This window comes from Microbispora sp. H10830, assembly GCF_014161375.1.
Taxonomy (GTDB): Bacteria; Actinomycetota; Actinomycetes; order Streptosporangiales; family Streptosporangiaceae; genus Microbispora; species Microbispora catharanthi.
Genome location: NZ_JABBWX010000001.1, coordinates 987,802 through 1,003,850 on the forward strand (window position 1 = coordinate 987,802; position 16,049 = coordinate 1,003,850).

General features: G+C 72.4%; 15 protein-coding genes. 8 read left to right on the top strand and 7 right to left on the bottom strand.

The window, feature by feature from the left end; genetic code table 11:
- Window positions 1-89: 89 nt before the first annotated feature.
- The gene (locus HHX35_RS04575) at window positions 90-1,175 is read left to right on the top strand and encodes a serine protease (RefSeq protein WP_182897689.1); all 1,086 of its coding nucleotides are present in this window, start codon (window positions 90-92) and stop codon (window positions 1,173-1,175) included.
- A 51-nt stretch (window positions 1,176-1,226) separates the two neighbouring features.
- Entirely contained in the window at window positions 1,227-2,312 is a 1,086-nt protein-coding gene (locus HHX35_RS04580; protein WP_182897690.1) for a serine protease, read from the top strand.
- Between the two features lie 37 nt (window positions 2,313-2,349).
- On the opposite strand, the gene ppk2 is transcribed toward HHX35_RS04580, so the two are convergent.
- Together ppk2 and HHX35_RS04590 are read right to left on the bottom strand one after the other, a co-directional pair.
- The gene (gene ppk2 / locus HHX35_RS04585) at window positions 2,350-3,288 is read right to left on the bottom strand and encodes a polyphosphate kinase 2 (RefSeq protein ID WP_182897691.1); all 939 of its coding nucleotides are present in this window, start codon (window positions 3,286-3,288) and stop codon (window positions 2,350-2,352) included.
- Window positions 3,289-3,381: 93 nt separating this feature from the next.
- A complete protein-coding gene (locus tag HHX35_RS04590) occupies window positions 3,382-4,347 on the bottom strand; it encodes an aldo/keto reductase (protein ID WP_182897692.1) in 966 nt (321 codons plus the stop codon).
- 93 nt (window positions 4,348-4,440) lie between these two features.
- Here HHX35_RS04590 and HHX35_RS04595 point away from each other — a divergent pair, with 93 nt between their 5' ends.
- The gene (locus tag HHX35_RS04595) at window positions 4,441-5,007 is read left to right on the top strand and encodes a TetR/AcrR family transcriptional regulator (RefSeq protein WP_182897693.1); all 567 of its coding nucleotides are present in this window, start codon (window positions 4,441-4,443) and stop codon (window positions 5,005-5,007) included.
- A 36-nt stretch (window positions 5,008-5,043) separates the two neighbouring features.
- On the opposite strand, the gene HHX35_RS04600 is transcribed toward HHX35_RS04595, so the two are convergent.
- Window positions 5,044-6,135 carry an ATP-binding protein gene (locus tag HHX35_RS04600; protein WP_182897694.1) on the bottom strand — a complete coding sequence of 364 codons (1,092 nt, stop codon included), beginning with the start codon at window positions 6,133-6,135 and terminating at the stop codon, window positions 5,044-5,046.
- The gene (locus HHX35_RS04605) at window positions 6,132-6,785 is read right to left on the bottom strand and encodes a response regulator transcription factor (protein ID WP_182897695.1); all 654 of its coding nucleotides are present in this window, start codon (window positions 6,783-6,785) and stop codon (window positions 6,132-6,134) included. Before HHX35_RS04605 ends, HHX35_RS04600 begins: the two co-directional genes overlap by 4 nt.
- 87 nt (window positions 6,786-6,872) lie before the next feature.
- On the opposite strand from HHX35_RS04605, the gene HHX35_RS04610 reads away from it, so the two are divergent.
- Complete coding sequence (locus HHX35_RS04610; protein ID WP_182897696.1) at window positions 6,873-8,252, top strand: S41 family peptidase; 1,380 nt, start codon at window positions 6,873-6,875, stop codon at window positions 8,250-8,252.
- A gap of 68 nt (window positions 8,253-8,320) precedes the next feature.
- Here HHX35_RS04610 and HHX35_RS04615 read toward each other — a convergent pair whose 3' ends face one another.
- Window positions 8,321-9,766, bottom strand: coding sequence for an aldehyde dehydrogenase family protein (locus HHX35_RS04615; protein ID WP_182897697.1), 1,446 nt, complete (start codon window positions 9,764-9,766; stop codon window positions 8,321-8,323).
- Window positions 9,767-9,984: 218 nt separating this feature from the next.
- Here HHX35_RS04615 and HHX35_RS04620 point away from each other — a divergent pair, with 218 nt between their 5' ends.
- The gene (locus HHX35_RS04620) at window positions 9,985-10,614 is read left to right on the top strand and encodes a TetR/AcrR family transcriptional regulator (RefSeq protein ID WP_139576008.1); all 630 of its coding nucleotides are present in this window, start codon (window positions 9,985-9,987) and stop codon (window positions 10,612-10,614) included.
- 6 nt (window positions 10,615-10,620) lie between these two features.
- Here HHX35_RS04620 and HHX35_RS04625 read toward each other — a convergent pair whose 3' ends face one another.
- Window positions 10,621-12,297, bottom strand: a complete 1,677-nt coding sequence (locus tag HHX35_RS04625) for a PucR family transcriptional regulator (RefSeq protein WP_182897698.1) — start codon at window positions 12,295-12,297, stop codon at window positions 10,621-10,623.
- A gap of 108 nt (window positions 12,298-12,405) precedes the next feature.
- Here HHX35_RS04625 and gabT point away from each other — a divergent pair, with 108 nt between their 5' ends.
- The 3 genes from gabT to HHX35_RS04640 all read left to right on the top strand — a co-directional run bounded on the left by gabT (window position 12,406) and on the right by HHX35_RS04640 (window position 15,410).
- On the top strand, window positions 12,406-13,755 hold the full coding sequence (gene gabT, locus HHX35_RS04630) for a 4-aminobutyrate--2-oxoglutarate transaminase (protein WP_182897699.1): 1,350 nt from the start codon (window positions 12,406-12,408) through the stop codon (window positions 13,753-13,755).
- Window positions 13,756-13,925: 170 nt separating this feature from the next.
- Window positions 13,926-14,174 (top strand): hypothetical protein, encoded by a 249-nt coding sequence (locus HHX35_RS04635; protein ID WP_139576006.1) that lies wholly within the window; start codon window positions 13,926-13,928, stop codon window positions 14,172-14,174.
- Window positions 14,175-14,315: 141 nt separating this feature from the next.
- Window positions 14,316-15,410 (top strand): hypothetical protein, encoded by a 1,095-nt coding sequence (locus tag HHX35_RS04640; protein ID WP_182897700.1) that lies wholly within the window; start codon window positions 14,316-14,318, stop codon window positions 15,408-15,410.
- A 5-nt stretch (window positions 15,411-15,415) separates the two neighbouring features.
- Here HHX35_RS04640 and HHX35_RS04645 read toward each other — a convergent pair whose 3' ends face one another.
- Entirely contained in the window at window positions 15,416-16,006 is a 591-nt protein-coding gene (locus HHX35_RS04645) for a TetR/AcrR family transcriptional regulator (RefSeq protein WP_182897701.1), read from the bottom strand.
- Window positions 16,007-16,049 lie beyond the last annotated feature (43 nt).

The following is a 16,049-nucleotide window of genomic DNA, read 5'->3' on the forward strand; positions in this document are numbered from 1 at the left end:
TACGAGAAATCCGGTTGAAGGCGTCGCTACTTTCCCGCGTCAGGACATCCCGACACGCCTCAGGCATCCCGACACGGAGGTAGCTAGGCATGCACCCCAGGGCACGACGTCTCACCGTTCTCGCGGTCCCCACGCTCGCCGCGGCGGGGGTGATGCTCCCCGCCGCACACGGCGCCGCGGCGACCGTGACGGGAACCGTCACGCGGTCGGCCGCCGCCGGCCCCCGGCCCGCCGTGCACGAGGCGGCCGACACGGCGACGGAGCAGCGCACGGTCAGGAAGTTCTGGACCGTCGCGCGGATGGAGGCCGCGGAGCCGCTGGACGCCCCCGGCGCCGGCGACCGGCGATTCGCGGCGGCCGGCTCCACGACCGGTTCGGCCCGCTCAGCGCCCGCCGACGCCTCCGTGGCGCGGCCCGCGACCGTCGCCCCCACCCTGACCGCCGCGACCCTGACCGCGGCTCGTGTCTCCTCGCGGACCTCCGGCTCGTCCTGGACGGCGGGCGGGACGGTGGCGAAGACCACGGGGAGGGTGTTCTTCACGGTCACGGCCGGATCGGACGCCGGGCGGAACGCCTCCTGCTCGGGCACCGCGGTCACCAGCGCCAACAAGAGCGTGGTCATCACCGCGGGCCACTGCGTGAAGCTGAACGGCGCCTTCCACGCCAACTGGGTCTTCGTCCCGGGCTACGACCAGGGCAACAGGCCCGACGGCACCTGGCCGGCGACCACCCTGCTCACCACCGCGCAGTGGAACTCCGGTGAGAACATGAACTACGACGTCGCCGCCGCCGTCGTCGCGCCGCAGGGCGGCAAGAGCCTCACCGACGTCGTCGGCGGCCAGGGCGTCGCGTTCAACCAGCCGCGCGGGCGCCAGACGTACGCCTTCGGCTACCCCGCGGGCGGGCCGTACGACGGGTCGAGGCTGGTCTACTGCAGCGGACGGACGTTCGACGACTACCTCAGCTCGCAGGACCAGGGGCTGAGCTGCGGCATGACCGGCGGCGCCAGCGGCGGCCCGTGGTTCCTCAACTTCAGCGAGAGCACCGGCGGCGGCCTGCTCAACTCGGTGAACAGCTTCAAGTACAACTTCGCGTCCTACTGGATGTTCGGCCCCTACTTCGGCCCGGAGGCCGAGGCGGTCTACAACACGGCCCAGAACGCGGCCCTCACCTGATTCACCGAAAGTAACCACAAGAGCACTCGCGGTGGTCCACACTCGGGAGCCATGACTCCGAGCCTCCCCTTGCTTGCCGTCACCGCCCTCGTCACCGGACTCCTGGGAGCCCCCGACCGGGAGGTCTCCCCGGTGGGAGACGTCGTGGAGCACGTGGCCGGGCACGCCTCCGGGACCTACTGGACGCCGCAGCGGATGGCGCGGGCGGTCCCGATCGGGCTGCTGGGAGGCCTGCGAAGGATCACGGCCGCCCGGCCCGGCGCCCCATCGGCGCTGCCGCCGGCCGCTCCCCCGGGGTCGGTGCTGCCGTCCGTCGCCAGGGCCGCCCTGCCTCCGGCCGCCGGAGCGATCCTCGCCCCCGGCCAGGCGGCAAGCCGGTCCAGCGCAACGACCAGGACGACCCGCGCAAGCAGGACGGCCAGGACACGGCAGGCGGCGGCGATGCCCCCGGCGACGACGAGCGGCACGCGCTGGGCGGCGGGAGGTTCGGTGACGAGGACCACCGGCAGGGTCTTCCTCACGCTGAACGGGGTGGACTTCTCCTGCTCCGCCAGCGCCGTGCGCAGCGCGAACAGGGATCTGGTCGCCACCGCGGGGCACTGCGTCAAGGACGGCGCCGGGGACTGGGCGGAGAACTGGACCTTCGTCCCCGGATACGACGAAGGGCGGCAGCCGTACGGTGCCTTCCCCGCACGGCGGATGTTCGTCGCCGGGCCCTGGTCGCGATCCGGGAACGACGACTACGACGTGGGCATGGTCGCCGTGGACGACCTGGACGGGCAGCACCTGACCGACCTGGTGGGCGGACAGCCCATCGCCTTCGACCTGCCCCGGAGCCGCCGGACCTACGGTTTCGGGTTCCCCGCGGACCCTCCCTACGACGGCGAGCGGCTGCTGTACTGCGCGGGCGTCCCCCACGGCGACCCGCAGGGACAGACCCGCGACCAGGGCCTGCGCTGCGACCTCACAGCGGGGGCCAGCGGCGGGCCCTGGCTCAGCGGCTTCGACCCGGCCTCCGGCCGGGGCACGCTGACGTCCGTCAGCAGCTTCAAGTACAGCAACGACCACCGCACGATGTACGGCCCCTACTTCGGCTCCGCCGTACGCGACCTGTTCCGCACCGCCGAGCGGGCGTGACGAACGAGAAGAAGACGCCGGAAGGTCGGCTGAGGGCTCAGAACGGCGACAACGGCTCGGCGTTGTCCTCGTCCACGATGTCGGCGGCGGACCGGACGATCAGGGGGTCGGGCTCGCCCACGACCGAGGCGTCCTTGTCGTCGTAGTCGTACAGGGACAGGACGTAGCGCATCGCCTCCAGCCTGCCGCGCTTCTTGTCGTTGCTCTTGATGATCGTCCAGGGGGCGTCCTCGGTGTCGGTGTTGAGGAACATGTCCTCCTTGGCCCGGGTGTACTCGTCCCACAGGTCCAGCGAGGCGATGTCCATCGGCGACAGCTTCCACTGCCGCACGGGGTCCACCTGACGGATGACGAATCGGGTGCGCTGCTCGGCCCGCGACACCGAGAACCACAGCTTGACCAGGCGGATGCCGTCGCGCACGAGCATCCGCTCGAACAGCGGCGCCTGGTACATGAACTCCCTGTACTCCTCCGGAGTGCAGAAGCCCATGACCCGCTCGACTCCGGCGCGGTTGTACCAGGACCGGTCGAACAGCACGATCTCCCCCGCGGCCGGAAGGTGTTCGACGTACCGCTGGAAGTACCACTGGCCGCGCTCGCGCTCGCTGGGCTTCTCCAGCGCCACCACGGTCGCGCCGCGGGGGTTGAGGTGCTCCATGAAGCGCTTGATGGTGCCGCCCTTGCCGGCCGCGTCCCGTCCTTCGAACAGGAGGACCAGGCGGCCGCCGGTGTCCTTCAGCCAGTACTGCAGCTTCAGCAGCTCGATCTGCAGCAGCCGCTTGTGCCGGTCGTAGTCCTGCCGGGAGATGCGGTGGTCGTACGGGTAGTGCTCGCGCCAAGTGTCCACCGGGCCGCCGTCGGCGCGCACGAGGACGGGATCGTCGTCATCGTCGTCCAGCACCTTCAGCCCCGGCGTACGGCGCAGCAGCTCGACGCCGTCGGGATGCTCCCCTAACTGCGGTGATACTTCCGGCATCTCAGGCGTCCCGTTCACTCGGCCAGCATGTCCGCGGACGTCCCGCTGCCCCGCGCCGGGTGTCGTACACCCGATCACCGCTGTTCGCGTCCCTCAACCGGAGATCTCGTCGAGACGGGCGGCGACATCGGGCGGCAGGGTGAGGCCGAGCCCGGCGAGGTTGCCGCGCAACTGGTCGAGCGTGCGGGGGCCGACGATGACCGAGGTCACCTCCGGCCTGCTTCCCACCCAGGCCAGCGCCACGGCCGCCGGGGCGACGCCGAGCTCCGCGGCGGCGTCGGCGACGTGCCCGGCGATCGCGAGGTTGGGCTCGTTCAGAAAGCCCTCGGCCCAGGTGCGGGCCCCGGGGATGGGCGACGCCATGAGCCGGCCCAGCCGGGTGTCGGCCCCCGGGGTCTCGCCCCTGCGGTAGCGGCCGGTGAGCACGCCGCCGCCGAGGGGCGACCAGACGAGCGTGCCGAGCCCGTGCCGCCGGCAGACGGGCAGGATCTCCGCCTCGATGCCCCTGGCCACCAGCGAGTACTCCGGCTGGAGGCTGACGAACGGCGTCCCGCCCACCCGCTGCGCGGCCCACTGGGCCTCCACGATCTGGGCCGCGGTGAAGTTCGAGCAGCCGACGTACCGCACCTTGCCCGACCGTACGAATCCGTCCAGAGTCGCCATGGTCTCCTCGATCGGAGTCGAGTCGTCCCAATGGTGGCACTGGTAGAGGTCGATGTAGTCGGTCCCGAGCCGGCGCAGGCTGCCCTCCAGCGCCCTGGTGAGGTGGGCCCGGGACAGCCCGCGATCGTTGGGACCGGGCCCCTGTGGCAGGAACGCCTTGGTGGCGAGCACCACCGCGTCCCGCCTGCCCCGCACGGCCCGCCCGACGATCCGCTCCGCCTCGCCTCCGTTGTAGGCGTCGGCGGTGTCGACGACGTTCCCGCCCGCCTCCAGGAAGGCGTCCACGATGCGGGCGGCCTCCGTCTCGTCGCAGCTCCCGGGGGCGCCGAAGTTCATCGTGCCGAGGCACGCCGTGGAGACCCGCAGTCCCGAACGGCCGAGCGTGGCGTACTCCATCACGTGTCCTCCCGTAGGATCAGGAACATCTGTTCCGGTTGGCTGGGACGATACGGAACGCGTGTTCCGGCTGTCAACGCGACGAGGAGGACGATGACCGGCGAAGTCAGGCCCCGGCGTGCCGACGCGCAGCGCAACCGGGAGCGCATCCTGGAGGCGGCCGAGGCCGTGCTGGCCCGCGAAGGGACGTCCGCGTCGGTGCGCGCGGTCGCCGGGGAGGCAGGGGTGGGGCTCGGCACGATCTACCGGCACTTCCCCACCCAGGAGGCGCTCTACCACGCGGTGATCGTCGACCGTACGCGACGGCTCCTGGCGGAGGCGGACAGGCCGTCGCCGGATCCGGGCACGGCCTTCTTCACGTTCCTCGAGCGGATCGTGGTGCACGCGGCCCAGAAGAAGACCGCCGCCGACCTGCTCGCCGGGGCCGGCGTCGACCCCAAGGCCGGGACGGCCGAGGTCAGCCGCGACATGCGGCAGGCGATCGGGCGGCTGCTCACGGCCGCGCAGGAGGCGGACGCGGTGCGGCCCGACCTCCGGATGCCCGAACTGCTGGCCCTGCTGTGCGGGGTGTGCCTGGCGGCCGAACGCGACCAGTGGAGCGACGGACTGCGCCGTCGTACGCTCGACGTCCTGTTCGACGGCCTGCGCCCCCGCCGCTGACCACGCCCCTTGTCACGGAACGACCTATGGGACGGCTTATGGGACGACCGCCGGGAACGTCACGGCGACCTCGAGGCCGCCACCGGGATTCGGGCGCGCCCCCACGGCGGCCCCGTGCGCCGTCGCGATCGAGGCGACGATCGACAGCCCGAGCCCCGCGCCCTGCCCTCGCGTCGTGTGCAGGCGCCGGAAGGGCGCGAAGAGGTCGCCGAAGCGTTCGGCCGGCACCTCGGGGCCGGTGTTGCGGACCGTCAGCACGCCCCCGGCGAGCGTCACCTCGACGGCGCCGCCGGGGTGGTTGTAGCGCACGGCGTTGTCGACGAGGTTGGTGACGAGCCGGTTGAGCAGGACCGGGTCGCCGTGGACGGTGAACGGTTCGATCCGGGCCGTGACGGCCACCTCGCCGCGGTCCCCCTCCGCCAGGACCAGCCGTACGACCTCGTCCAGGGCCACCCGGCTCCGCCTCTCCAGGCCGTGCTCGGCCTGGGAGAGGACCAGCAGGGCGTCGATGAGGCTCTCGATGCGGTGGTTGTGGAGCAGGAGCTTGTCGCGGATCTCCCCGACGTCCTCGGGCAGGCCGATCTCGATCGCCGCCCGCTGCACGGCCAGCGGGGTCCGCAGCTCGTGGGACGCGTTCGCGATGAAGCGGCGCTGCCCCTCGACGGAACGCTCCAGCCGGTCGAGCATGGCGTCGAACGTGTCCGCCAGCTCCTTCAGCTCGTCCCGCGGCCCGCCGAGGGCGATCCGCTCGTGCAGGGTGGACAGGGACAGCCGCTGCGCGGTGGCGGTGATCCGGTGGAGAGGCCGCAGGATCCGCCCCGCGATCACCCATCCCACGGCCACCGACACCAGGGTCAGGACCCCGATCGCCAGCGCGCTCACGTCCCACTGATAGTGGATCACGTCCCGCGCCAGCTCCGACAGCGGCGGGAACCGCTCCACCTCCGCTCCGGGGAGCGGGGCGGCCGGGGCCGCCGGGGCCTCTCCCATGGGAGACGGGGAAAAGCGCTCGATCCGCGAGTGCAGCGCCACGCGCAACAGCGTGTTGACGATGACCAGCAGCACGACGGAGGTGAGCAGGAAGAGCCCCGAGTAGATCAGCGTGAGCCGTACGCGGACCGTCGTCACAGCAGATATCCGGCGCCGGGGACGGTCTGGATGCACGGCGGGTCGCCCAGTTTCGCGCGCAGGCGGCTGACCACGACCCGCACCACGGTCGTGAAGGGGTCGGCGTTCTCGTCCCACGCCTCCTCCAGGAGCCGCTCGGCGCTCACCACCGCGCCCTCCGCCCGCATCAGCACCTCCAGGACGGCGAACTCCTTGAGCGACAGGTGCAGGTGCCGGCCGTCCCTGGACGCCTGGAGCCGATGCGTGTCGAGCACGATCCCGTGCCGGCTCAGCACCGGAGGCACCTGGTCCCGGCTGCGCCGTCCCAGCGCCCGCACCCGCGCGACCAGTTCGGTGAAGTCGAAGGGTTTGGGCAGGTAGTCGTCGGCTCCCATGCCGAGGCCTGCGACCCGCTCCGGCACCGACGACGCCGCCGTCATCATCAGGATCCGCGTACGGCTCCCGCGCGCCACCAGCTCGCGGCACACGAGGTCGCCGTGCAGCCCGGGCAGGTCGCGGTCCAGCACGAGGACGTCGTAGTCGCTGACCGCCAGCCGCTCGGCCGCGGCGGCGCCGTCGTACACGACGTCGACCGCCATGGCCTGGCGGCGCAGTCCCATCGCGACGAGGTCGGCCAGGTCGCGCTCGTCTTCGGCCACGAGAACCCGCATGCCCCGTTCGTACCGCAGGTGCGGTAACAGCGGCGTTAACGGTGTCGTTCACGGCCGTGCAACCCGTCGGCGGCCACGCTGACGGGCATGATCAGAACTGTCTGCGCCGCCGTCCTGCTGACGGCCGGCACCCTGTCCGCTTCTCTCCCGGCCCCTGCCGCGCAGGCCGCCACCGTGCTGGCCGCCACCGTGCAGGCCACCACCGTGCAGGCCACCACGGACGGCGCGTGCGCCCGGATAACCGCGCCGCCGCCCGAGTCCGCGCCGCCGACGTCGGTGAACACGCTCCGGCAGGCGTACGAGTGCGTGCTGGACAACTACTACAGCGGGCCCGTGCTGGATTCGAAAGTCCTGCTGCGGGACGCCCTCGCGGCGTACACCCAGGAGCTGATGCGTCGCGGGGCCGACAAGGCCGGCCTCCGCCTGCCCGCGCTGACGGGGAACCGCGACGCCGACTGGGCCGCGTTCGCCGACGTGATCGGCACCGGCGACCCGGCGGCGCTGCACGCCGCGATCACCGGCATGGTCGCGGGGCTCCACGACAACCACGCCCGGGTGGAGAAGATCACTCCCCCGTCGGAGGACGGACCGGTGGGGACGGGCATCGCCGGCCTGTCGGCCGCGCAGGGCGGGCGGTTGGACCCGGCCGCCCGGCCGCCCCTGTTCATCACCCGCGTCCTGCCCGGCAGCCCGGCGGACAAGGCCGGCATCCGGCCCGGCGACATCCTCGAGAAGGTCGACGGGGTACCGGCGTTCATCGGGGACAAGGTGAACCAGAGCCTCATCGACACGTTCGCCTCCAGCACCGTACGGCTCACGCTGAAGCGGCCCACGACGGGACGCGTCCGGACCGTGAAGCTCACGGAGGGTCCCCTCGAAGAGCAGGAGCGGGCGGTGACGTCGAAGACGCTCCCCGGCGGCGTCACCTACGTCCAGGTGCCCGGGTTCTTCCAGGGCGCGGCCGACCAGGTCATCGCCAAGCTGAAGGACACGACGAAGGCCGCGGTCATCGACCTGCGCGGCAACGGCGGCGGGTCGCCGCGCGAGGTGACGCGGCTGCTCGGCGCGTTCGCGCACGGCAAGGTCACGAGCTACTTCTGCCCGCTGCAGGGTGACTGCGCGGCCAACCGCACCGACGACTCCGTCCCGCTGCTCGGGCTGCGCCTGGTCGTGCTCACCGACCGCGCGTGCGCCTCGGCCTGCGAGGACTTCAGCGGGGCCGTGAAGGACAACGGCCTGGGCAACCTCGTCGGGACCCGCACCGCGGGGGCCGTCTCCGGCCCGGCCGAGGCGTACCTGCTCGACGACAACAGTGTGCTGCTGCTGCCCAAGGTCCGGCACCTCGGGCCGGCCCGGGAGATCATCGACACCGTCGGCGTCCCCGTCGACCACTACGCCCCCATGACGGCCCTCGACCTGGCCACGGGCCGCGACCCCGGCCTCGCCAAGGCGCTGAGTCTCCTCTGAAGTCGCCTCCCCCACGACGAGGGGGCCCGGGAGACGGTGGTCCCCCGGGCCCCCTCGGACGCGTGGTTCTACAGCGTGAGGCCGGTGAGCACCATGACCTTCTCGTAGGTGAGGTCCTCCATGGCCGAACGCAGCCCCTCGCGGCCCACGCCCGACTCCTTGACCCCGCCGTACGGCATCTGGTCGGCCCGGTAGGACGGCACGTCGCCGATGATGACGCCGCCGACCTCGAGCTCGCGGTTGGCCCGGAAGGCGACGTCCAGGCTGCGGGTGAAGACCCCGGCCTGCAGGCCGTACCGGGAGTCGTTGACCGCGGCGAACGCCTCGTCGACCGAGGCGACCCGCTGCACGATCATGACGGGCCCGAAGACCTCCTCGCGGGCCACCTTGGCGTCGGCGGGCACGTCGGCCAGCACGGTGGGGGCGACGGTCGCGCCGTCCCTGGTGCCGCCCGCCAGCAGGCGCGCCCCGGCCGAGACGGCCTCGTTGACCCAGCTCTCGACGCGGACCGCGGCGTCCTCGCTGACGAGGGGGCCGACCTGTGTCTTGTCGTCCGCGGGGTCGCCCGTCACGAGCGAGCCGACGGCGGCGACGAGCTTGTCGGTGAACGCGTCGGCGACCGCGTCCTCCACGATCACCCGCTGCACCGCGATGCAGCTCTGGCCCGCCTGGTAATTGGAGAACAGCGCCACGCGGCTCGCCGCCCACTCGAGGTCGGCGTCGGCCAGCACGACCGCGGCGGCGTTGCCGCCGAGTTCCAGCGTGACGTGCTTGCGCGGCACGCTGTCCATGATCGAATAGCCGACCGGGCCTGAGCCGGTGAAGGAGATGACCGGCAGCCGCGGGTCCTCCACGAGGGACGACGCGCGGTCGTTGGGCACCGGCAGCACGGAGAACATGCCCTCCGGCAGGTCGGTCTCGGCCAGGATCTCGCCGAGGACGAGCGCCGACAGCGGGGTCGCGGGCGCGGGCTTGATCACGATGGGCGCGCCCACGGCGATGGCGGGAGCGACCTTGTGGGCCACCAGGTTGAGCGGGAAGTTGAACGGCGTGATCGCCAGCACCGGGCCGTACGGCACGCGCGAGACGTAGGCGAGCCGGCCCTGCGCGGCGGGCTCGGTGTCGAGCCGCTGCACCTCGCCGCTGAAGCGGCGGGCCTCCTCTGCGCCGAAGCGGAACGTCGAGATCGCGCGGCCCACCTCGCCGCGCGCCCAGAAGATCGGCTTGCCGTTCTCCTCGCTGATCAGGCGGGCGATCTCCTCGGCGCGCTCGGTCAGCCGCCGGGCCACGTGGGCCAGTGCCTCGGCGCGGACGTGGATGGGCAGCGCGGCGGCCTGCTTGCGCACGGCGTCCGCGGCGGCCACGGCCTGCTCGACCTGCTCGGGGGTCGGCACCGAGTGGACGCCGACGACCCGGCCGTCGTGAGAATTGGTCACGGCCTGCTCGGCGTCTCCCGTCGCGGGGCGCCCGGCGAGCCAGAAGGGGCGGGGTTCGGAAGTGCGGCCTACGTCCATGTCTTCACGCTATGCCAGCTGGTGGGAGCCGGTCGCTACTCCGGACGGGCCAATCACCGTCCCCTGTCGCGCCATCATGGACAACTTCTCACATGTCACAGATGCGCGGCAATTTCATGATGTTTTCTGTTTCACTGCGGTTTGAAAGCCGAGCGGCATGGTTAAGTCATCATCCGGGTCTGTCGCGGGACCCCCAATATGAGAAGGGCTCGTCGCTGATGGGTACGCCGGCGCCGCTCGGTCTTCAGGGTGCCTACGCACGCGGCCATCGCAGCAACTACGACGAGTTACGCACCCGTCTCCTCGACGTCGCCAACGACCTGCTCGCCAAGGCCGGGCCGGAGAGCCTCACCGTGCGCAGGATCGCCGCCGAGGCCGGCTGCTCTACCCAGGTCATCTACACGATGTTCGGCAGCAAGGAGGGCCTGGCCGAGGCGCTCTACCTGGAGGGCTTCGAGCGGTTTCGGCGCAGGCTGGAGGCCGTGCCGCAGCGCAACGACCCGCTGGAGCATCTGAGCCTGCTCGGTCCCGCCTACCGGGAGGCGGCGCTGGCCGAGCCCGGCTACTACAGTCTCATGTTCGAGCGGGCCATCCCCGGGTTCGTGCCGAGCGAGCGCGCGCGCACCCTCGCGAGGGCCGCGCTCAACATCGTCGACCGGGTGATCGCCGACTGCATCTCCGCCGGTCACCTCGTGCCCACCCAGCCGAGGAAGATCGCCGACGCGCTGTGGGCCGCGGCTCAGGGCGCGCTCAGCCTGGAACGTGCCGGGCATCTGCCCGACGGCAAGACCTACGAGATCGTCACCGACGCCGCCGTCCGCGCTTTCCTCGCGCGCCCCTCGGCCTGACCGGCGTCACAGGCACAGCGCGATCCACAGCTCGGCCCGCACCGCGGGATCGTCCAGATCACGCCCGAGCAGCTCGCTCACCCGCTTCATCCGGTATCGCAGCGTGTGCCGGTGCACGCCCAGGCGCTGCGCCGCGGCGTCCCAATGGCCGTTGCTGGCCAGGTAGGCGCGCAGCGACTCGACCAGGTCGGCGCGCGAGCCGTACTCGCGGAGCGGCGCGAGGATCGCCGCCGCGAACGACGCGGCGGCGGCGGGATCGAGCAGCGACAGCAGCCCGCGCCCGGCGAGTTCGCTGAAGCGCGCCACCGGTGAGGCCGAGACGAGCGCCCGACGCGCCTGGTCGAGGGCCCGGTCGAGGGCGGTGGCGAGGGCCCGGTCGGGGGCGCGATCGGAGGCACGATCGGAGGCACGGCCGGGAGCGCCATCGAAGACACGGTCGAGCCCGGTGGCGAGATCCGGGCGGGACGCGCTTCGGGCCGCCGATCCGGCCGCAGAGGGTTCCACACGGCTGTCCATACGGCTGTCCACGCGGCCCTCGGAACGGGCGATCTCCACACCGGGCGCGCTGACACCCACCCGGCCGTGCTGTGCGGCCAGCGCGGCGACCTCGTCGGCATGCGCGTCCGGGGCCAGCACGACGAGCAGCCCTTCGCAGGGCGCGGTGAACGTGCCCGTCAGGGCCTCGGTCAGCGCCTCCGGATCGGAGGTGTCGCAGGCGAGGACCGTGACCGGCTCCCCCGGCAGCCGCATGCCCAGGGCCGCCAGCGTCTCCGCGGCCGCCCGCACCTCACCGGCCAGCAGCAGCCGGAGCACCGCCGACCGCACCTGCGCCGCCGCGGACCGCTGCTCCCTGCCCTGTTCCAGCGCCAGCGTCAGCAGGGACCCGGCCGCGTTGACGACCGTGTGCGCGATGGGCGAGAACGGCCGCGGCGATCCCACCGCGAAGAATCCCCTCCGGCCCAGCGGCTGGACCACGACGTGCTCGTCCGGGGTGGACAGGGCGAGGCTCGCCAGGGACGGCGCGCTCCGCAGCCGGGCGATCTCGGGCTCCAGCGACCGGGCCGTCTCCCGCGCCCAGTCCCCCGCCGCGCCGCGCCTGTCACCCGGACCGGCATGCCTGTCGGCAGTGCGGCGGCCGGTCGCGTCGGCGGCGTGCCGTACGGCGCCCGCGGGGTCGAGCAGCAGCGCCCAGCCGCCGATCTCCCGGGCCAGCCGGTCCACCACGGCCACCGGCCCCTCCCGCTGGAGGGCGGCGCGGGTGAGCCTGCCCTGCGCGGCGAAGGCGCGGCTGATCTCCTCGTACTGCTCCCCCGCGAGCAGGTCGCTGACGGCCTTGCCGATCGCGATGAAGGGCGTGGCCCTCGGCACCTCGACCAGCGGCAGCCCGGCGGCCTCGGCCGCCTCGGCGAAGGCGGGCGGCACCGCGTCGTGGCTCAGCCCCACCCCGAATCCCAGCCCGGTGACTCCCCGGGTCACGAGCCGGGAGACGTACGGCACGGCGTCGCCGGCGGACAGGCGCATGCCGGTCGTGAGCACCAGTTCGCCGCCCTCGAGGAACGGCGTGGGGTCCTCAAGCTCGCTCACCGCGACCCAGCGGACGGAGCGGTCGAGGCCGTTCCGCCCGGCGAGCACCTCCAGGTGGAGCGGTACGATCGCGGTGATCCGGCGCAGCGTGGGTGCCACTGCTCTTCCCCCCGAACACCCGGCTTGTCCTCACCGGCCAAAAGTACGCCTACATTGTGACATAGCGGCATATCGGCTGGTGGAGGCGGCGGCCGTACCGTCGGAGATATGAGCACTGCCACCACGCACGGCGGCCCGCAGCTCCCGCAGGAGCGCCGCCTCGTCACCGAGATCCCCGGCCCGCGGTCGCGCGAACTGTTCGCGCGCAAGCAGTCCGCCGTGCCTCCGGGCATCGGCACCACGCTGCCCGTCTTCGTGACCCACGCGGGCGGCGGTGTGATCGTCGACGCGGACGGCAACTCTCTGATCGACTTCGGCTCCGGCATCGCCGTGACCAACGTCGGCAACGCCGCCCCCCGGGTCGTCGAGCGCGTGCAGAAGCAGGTCGCCGACTTCACCCACACCTGTTTCATGGTCGCCCCGTACGAGTCGTACGTCTCGGTGTGCGAGAAGCTCAACGAGCTCACGCCCGGCGACCACGAGAAGCGCACGTTCCTGGTCAACAGCGGCGCGGAGGCCGTCGAGAACGCGGTCAAGGTCGCCCGCCACGCCACCGGACGGCAGGCGGTCGTCGTCTTCGACCACGGCTACCACGGCCGCACGCTGCTCACGATGACGCTGACGGCCAAGAGCATGCCGTACAAGCACGGGTTCGGGCCGTTCGCGCCCGAGGTGTACCGGGTGCCGCTCGCCTACCCCTTCCGCTGGCCGACCGGCCCGGACAACTGCGCCGAGGAGGCCGCGGCCCAGGCGATCGACATGATCAACAAGCAGATCGGCGCGGAGAACGTCGCGGCGGTGCTCATCGAGCCGATCGCGGGCGAGGGCGGCTTCATCGAGCCGGCCCGCGGCTTCCTGCCGAAGATCGTCGAGTTCTGCCGCGCCAACGGCATCGTCTTCATCGCCGACGAGGTGCAGACGGGCTTCGCCCGCACCGGCCACATGTTCGCCTGCGAGGACGAGGGCATCGTCCCGGACATCATCACCACCGCCAAGGGCATCGCCGGCGGCCTTCCGCTGGCGGCCGTGACCGGCAGGGCCGACCTGCTCGACCACGTCCACAGCGGCGGTCTCGGCGGCACGTACGGCGGCAACCCGCTCGCCTGCGAGGCGGCCCTGGGCGTGCTGGAGACCATCGAGCAGGACAAGCTCGTCGAGCGCGCCCGGCACATCGGCGAGGTCATGCTGCCCCGCCTGCGCGCCATCCAGGAGCACAACCCGATCGTCGGGGACGTGCGCGGGCGCGGCGCGATGATCGCCGTCGAGCTCGTGGTCCCGGGGACCAAGGAGCCCTACCCGGCCGCCGAGATCGCGCGCAGGTGCCACGAGCAGGGCCTGCTCGTGCTCACCGCGGGAACGTACGGCAACGTGCTGCGCTTCCTGCCGCCGCTGGTGATCCCGGACCACCTGCTCGAAGAGGGCCTCTCCATTCTGGAAAAGACGCTCAACGTGGACTAGACAGTTTGAACAACACCAAAAGGGGCACCCGGTCTGTTCCAAGGTGTCCCTTTTGTTGTTGTACGGCTTGCGTTATGCCTCGATTTAACCATCGCTTGGCCCGACTCGCGCCGATCACGAAGGGTAACCGCGTTATAACGGTTCCGATAGGCGATCGAGGGGGGACTTTGATGGGCTGGAACCCGAACGGCGCCGAGCGGCTCATGCTGACGTTCGACCCTGCCGGCCTCACCACCACGCAGCGCGACGGCGACGCCTGCGTCGTCTGCCACAAGAAGTGGCCCCGCCCCCGGGTCAAGGTCGGCATGCTGCCCGACAACGCCCCCGTCCACGCCTGCGACGACTGCGCCGAGGCCCTGCTGCCCGCCCCGGAGGGCAAGGTGCCGCTGCCCCGCCGCTCCCGGGCGGCCATGTCCTGACCACCCGTTTCACCCCGGCTCAGCTCGGCCGGCCCGTGGTCGGCCCGCGGCGTGCCCCATCCACGGCGTCTGCCCCAGTGCCGGGTTGCTCCTATTTTCGGGCCTTCCCTATCGAGATCATTGCGCCCAATAATGCGCAATGTGGACAAAATGCGCGGCGCGCCGCCGCTGACTCTGGCCGCGCCGGCCGCAGGATCGGCCGCGATCCACTTCGGCGTGATCCCCGGCCACTTCGCCGCGTCTCCCGGACACGGCGCGCTGTTCGCCGTCGCGGGATGCCTGCAACTGGCCTGGGCGGCCGCCCTGCTCCTCCGTCCCACGCAGGCGGTGGTGCTGACCGGCGGGTTCGTCAACCTCGCCCTGGTCGTGATCTGGCTGGTCGGCAGGACGGCCGGGCTTCCTCTCGGCCCCGACGCGTGGACCCCCGACCCCGGAGGCGCCCCCGAGGCGCTCGCGGCTCTCCTGGAGACGCTGCTCGCGGCGGCCGCGCCGGCCCTCGTCGCGTACGCGTCGGTCACGGACGACGACGGCGCCCGCTCCCGCCGGCCGATCGGCCTTCTCACCGGCCGGGGCCCATCAGCGGGAGGTGTGGGCGCGGCCGTGGTCGCCTGCCTGGTCGCCGCCGCGGTCGGCGTCAGCTTCACCTCCTGGGGCACCACGGCCTTCGACGAGATCCTGGTCGCGCGCCCCGCCACGAGCTCACCGGGACCGCTCGCGGGACATCACCACCACGGGGCACCGCAGCCGCCGGCCACGGCGGCGGCCGGGGGGCCCCTCACCCAGGGCGCGGGCGTGGTGGCGGCCGACGCCGCGTCGAGCGCGGCGCAGGCCCTGGCGGCGGCGGTACGGCGGGAGACCGCCGGTCGTCTGCCGACGGCGGCGGACGCGGAGCGGGCGGGCTACCGGGTCTGGACCGACAACGACGGCGTCCAGCAGCTCGCCAACCCCGCGCTGCTGCAGGACGGTCTGGTCCTCGACCCGGCACAGCCGGAGGTGCTGGTCTACCACGAGGGGAAGACCCTGCTGGGCGCGGTGTTCGTCATGCCGCCGGGCGCCCGGGGACCGGCGATAGGCCCGCTCACGCCGTGGCACTCCCACACCTGCCCCCTCTGCGACCCGCCCGGGGAGACCGACATGCTGCACGTGTGGCTGGTCGACTATCCGGGCGGGGGGTTCGCCGACATCTCCGGACCGGCCCTCCAGGCCGCGGTCGCGAAGCTTCCCCCGGCCTCGTGACGTCCTCAGGTCGCCAGATCCTCCAGATGGGCGGCCAGCACGGCGCTCACGCGGTCCGGCGGCATCGAATCCGGCCGGGCCAGGACGTGGATGGTCAGACCGTCGATGAGGGCGTGTAGCCGCGCCGCCTCGAACGCGGCGTCCCGATGGCCGGCGAGCTCCCCCTCCTCGGCGAGCGCGCGGACGGCCAGAGTCGCCGCCTCCCCCACGCCGTCGTCCGCGCGGCGCAACCAGCCGGTGGCGGCCGGGTCGCCCTGGCTGAGCGCGGCCAGCTGCAGCCAGACCTCGGCCTCCGCGCGCCGCTCCGCGTCCATGGGCAGCAGCTCCTCCAGCAGGCGGCGTACGGCGACGCGGACGGGGCCGCGGAAGTCGGTGGTCTCGATACGCGCGCGGACCCGCGTGATGACGTGCTCCATCGCGAAGGCGAGCAACTCCGCCTGGGTCGAGAAGTAGTGCCGCAGCGCGCTCGGTGACCAGCCGGCCTCCGCCGCGATGCTGCGGACGGTGGCGGCGCCCACGCCGTCCCGGCGGACGACCCGCCACAACGCCTCGGCGATCTCCTCCCGCCGCACCCGGTGGTCCACGATCTTCGGCACAGCGCTCCTCCAACCACGCACCCGCTCGATTTTTATAGCACGA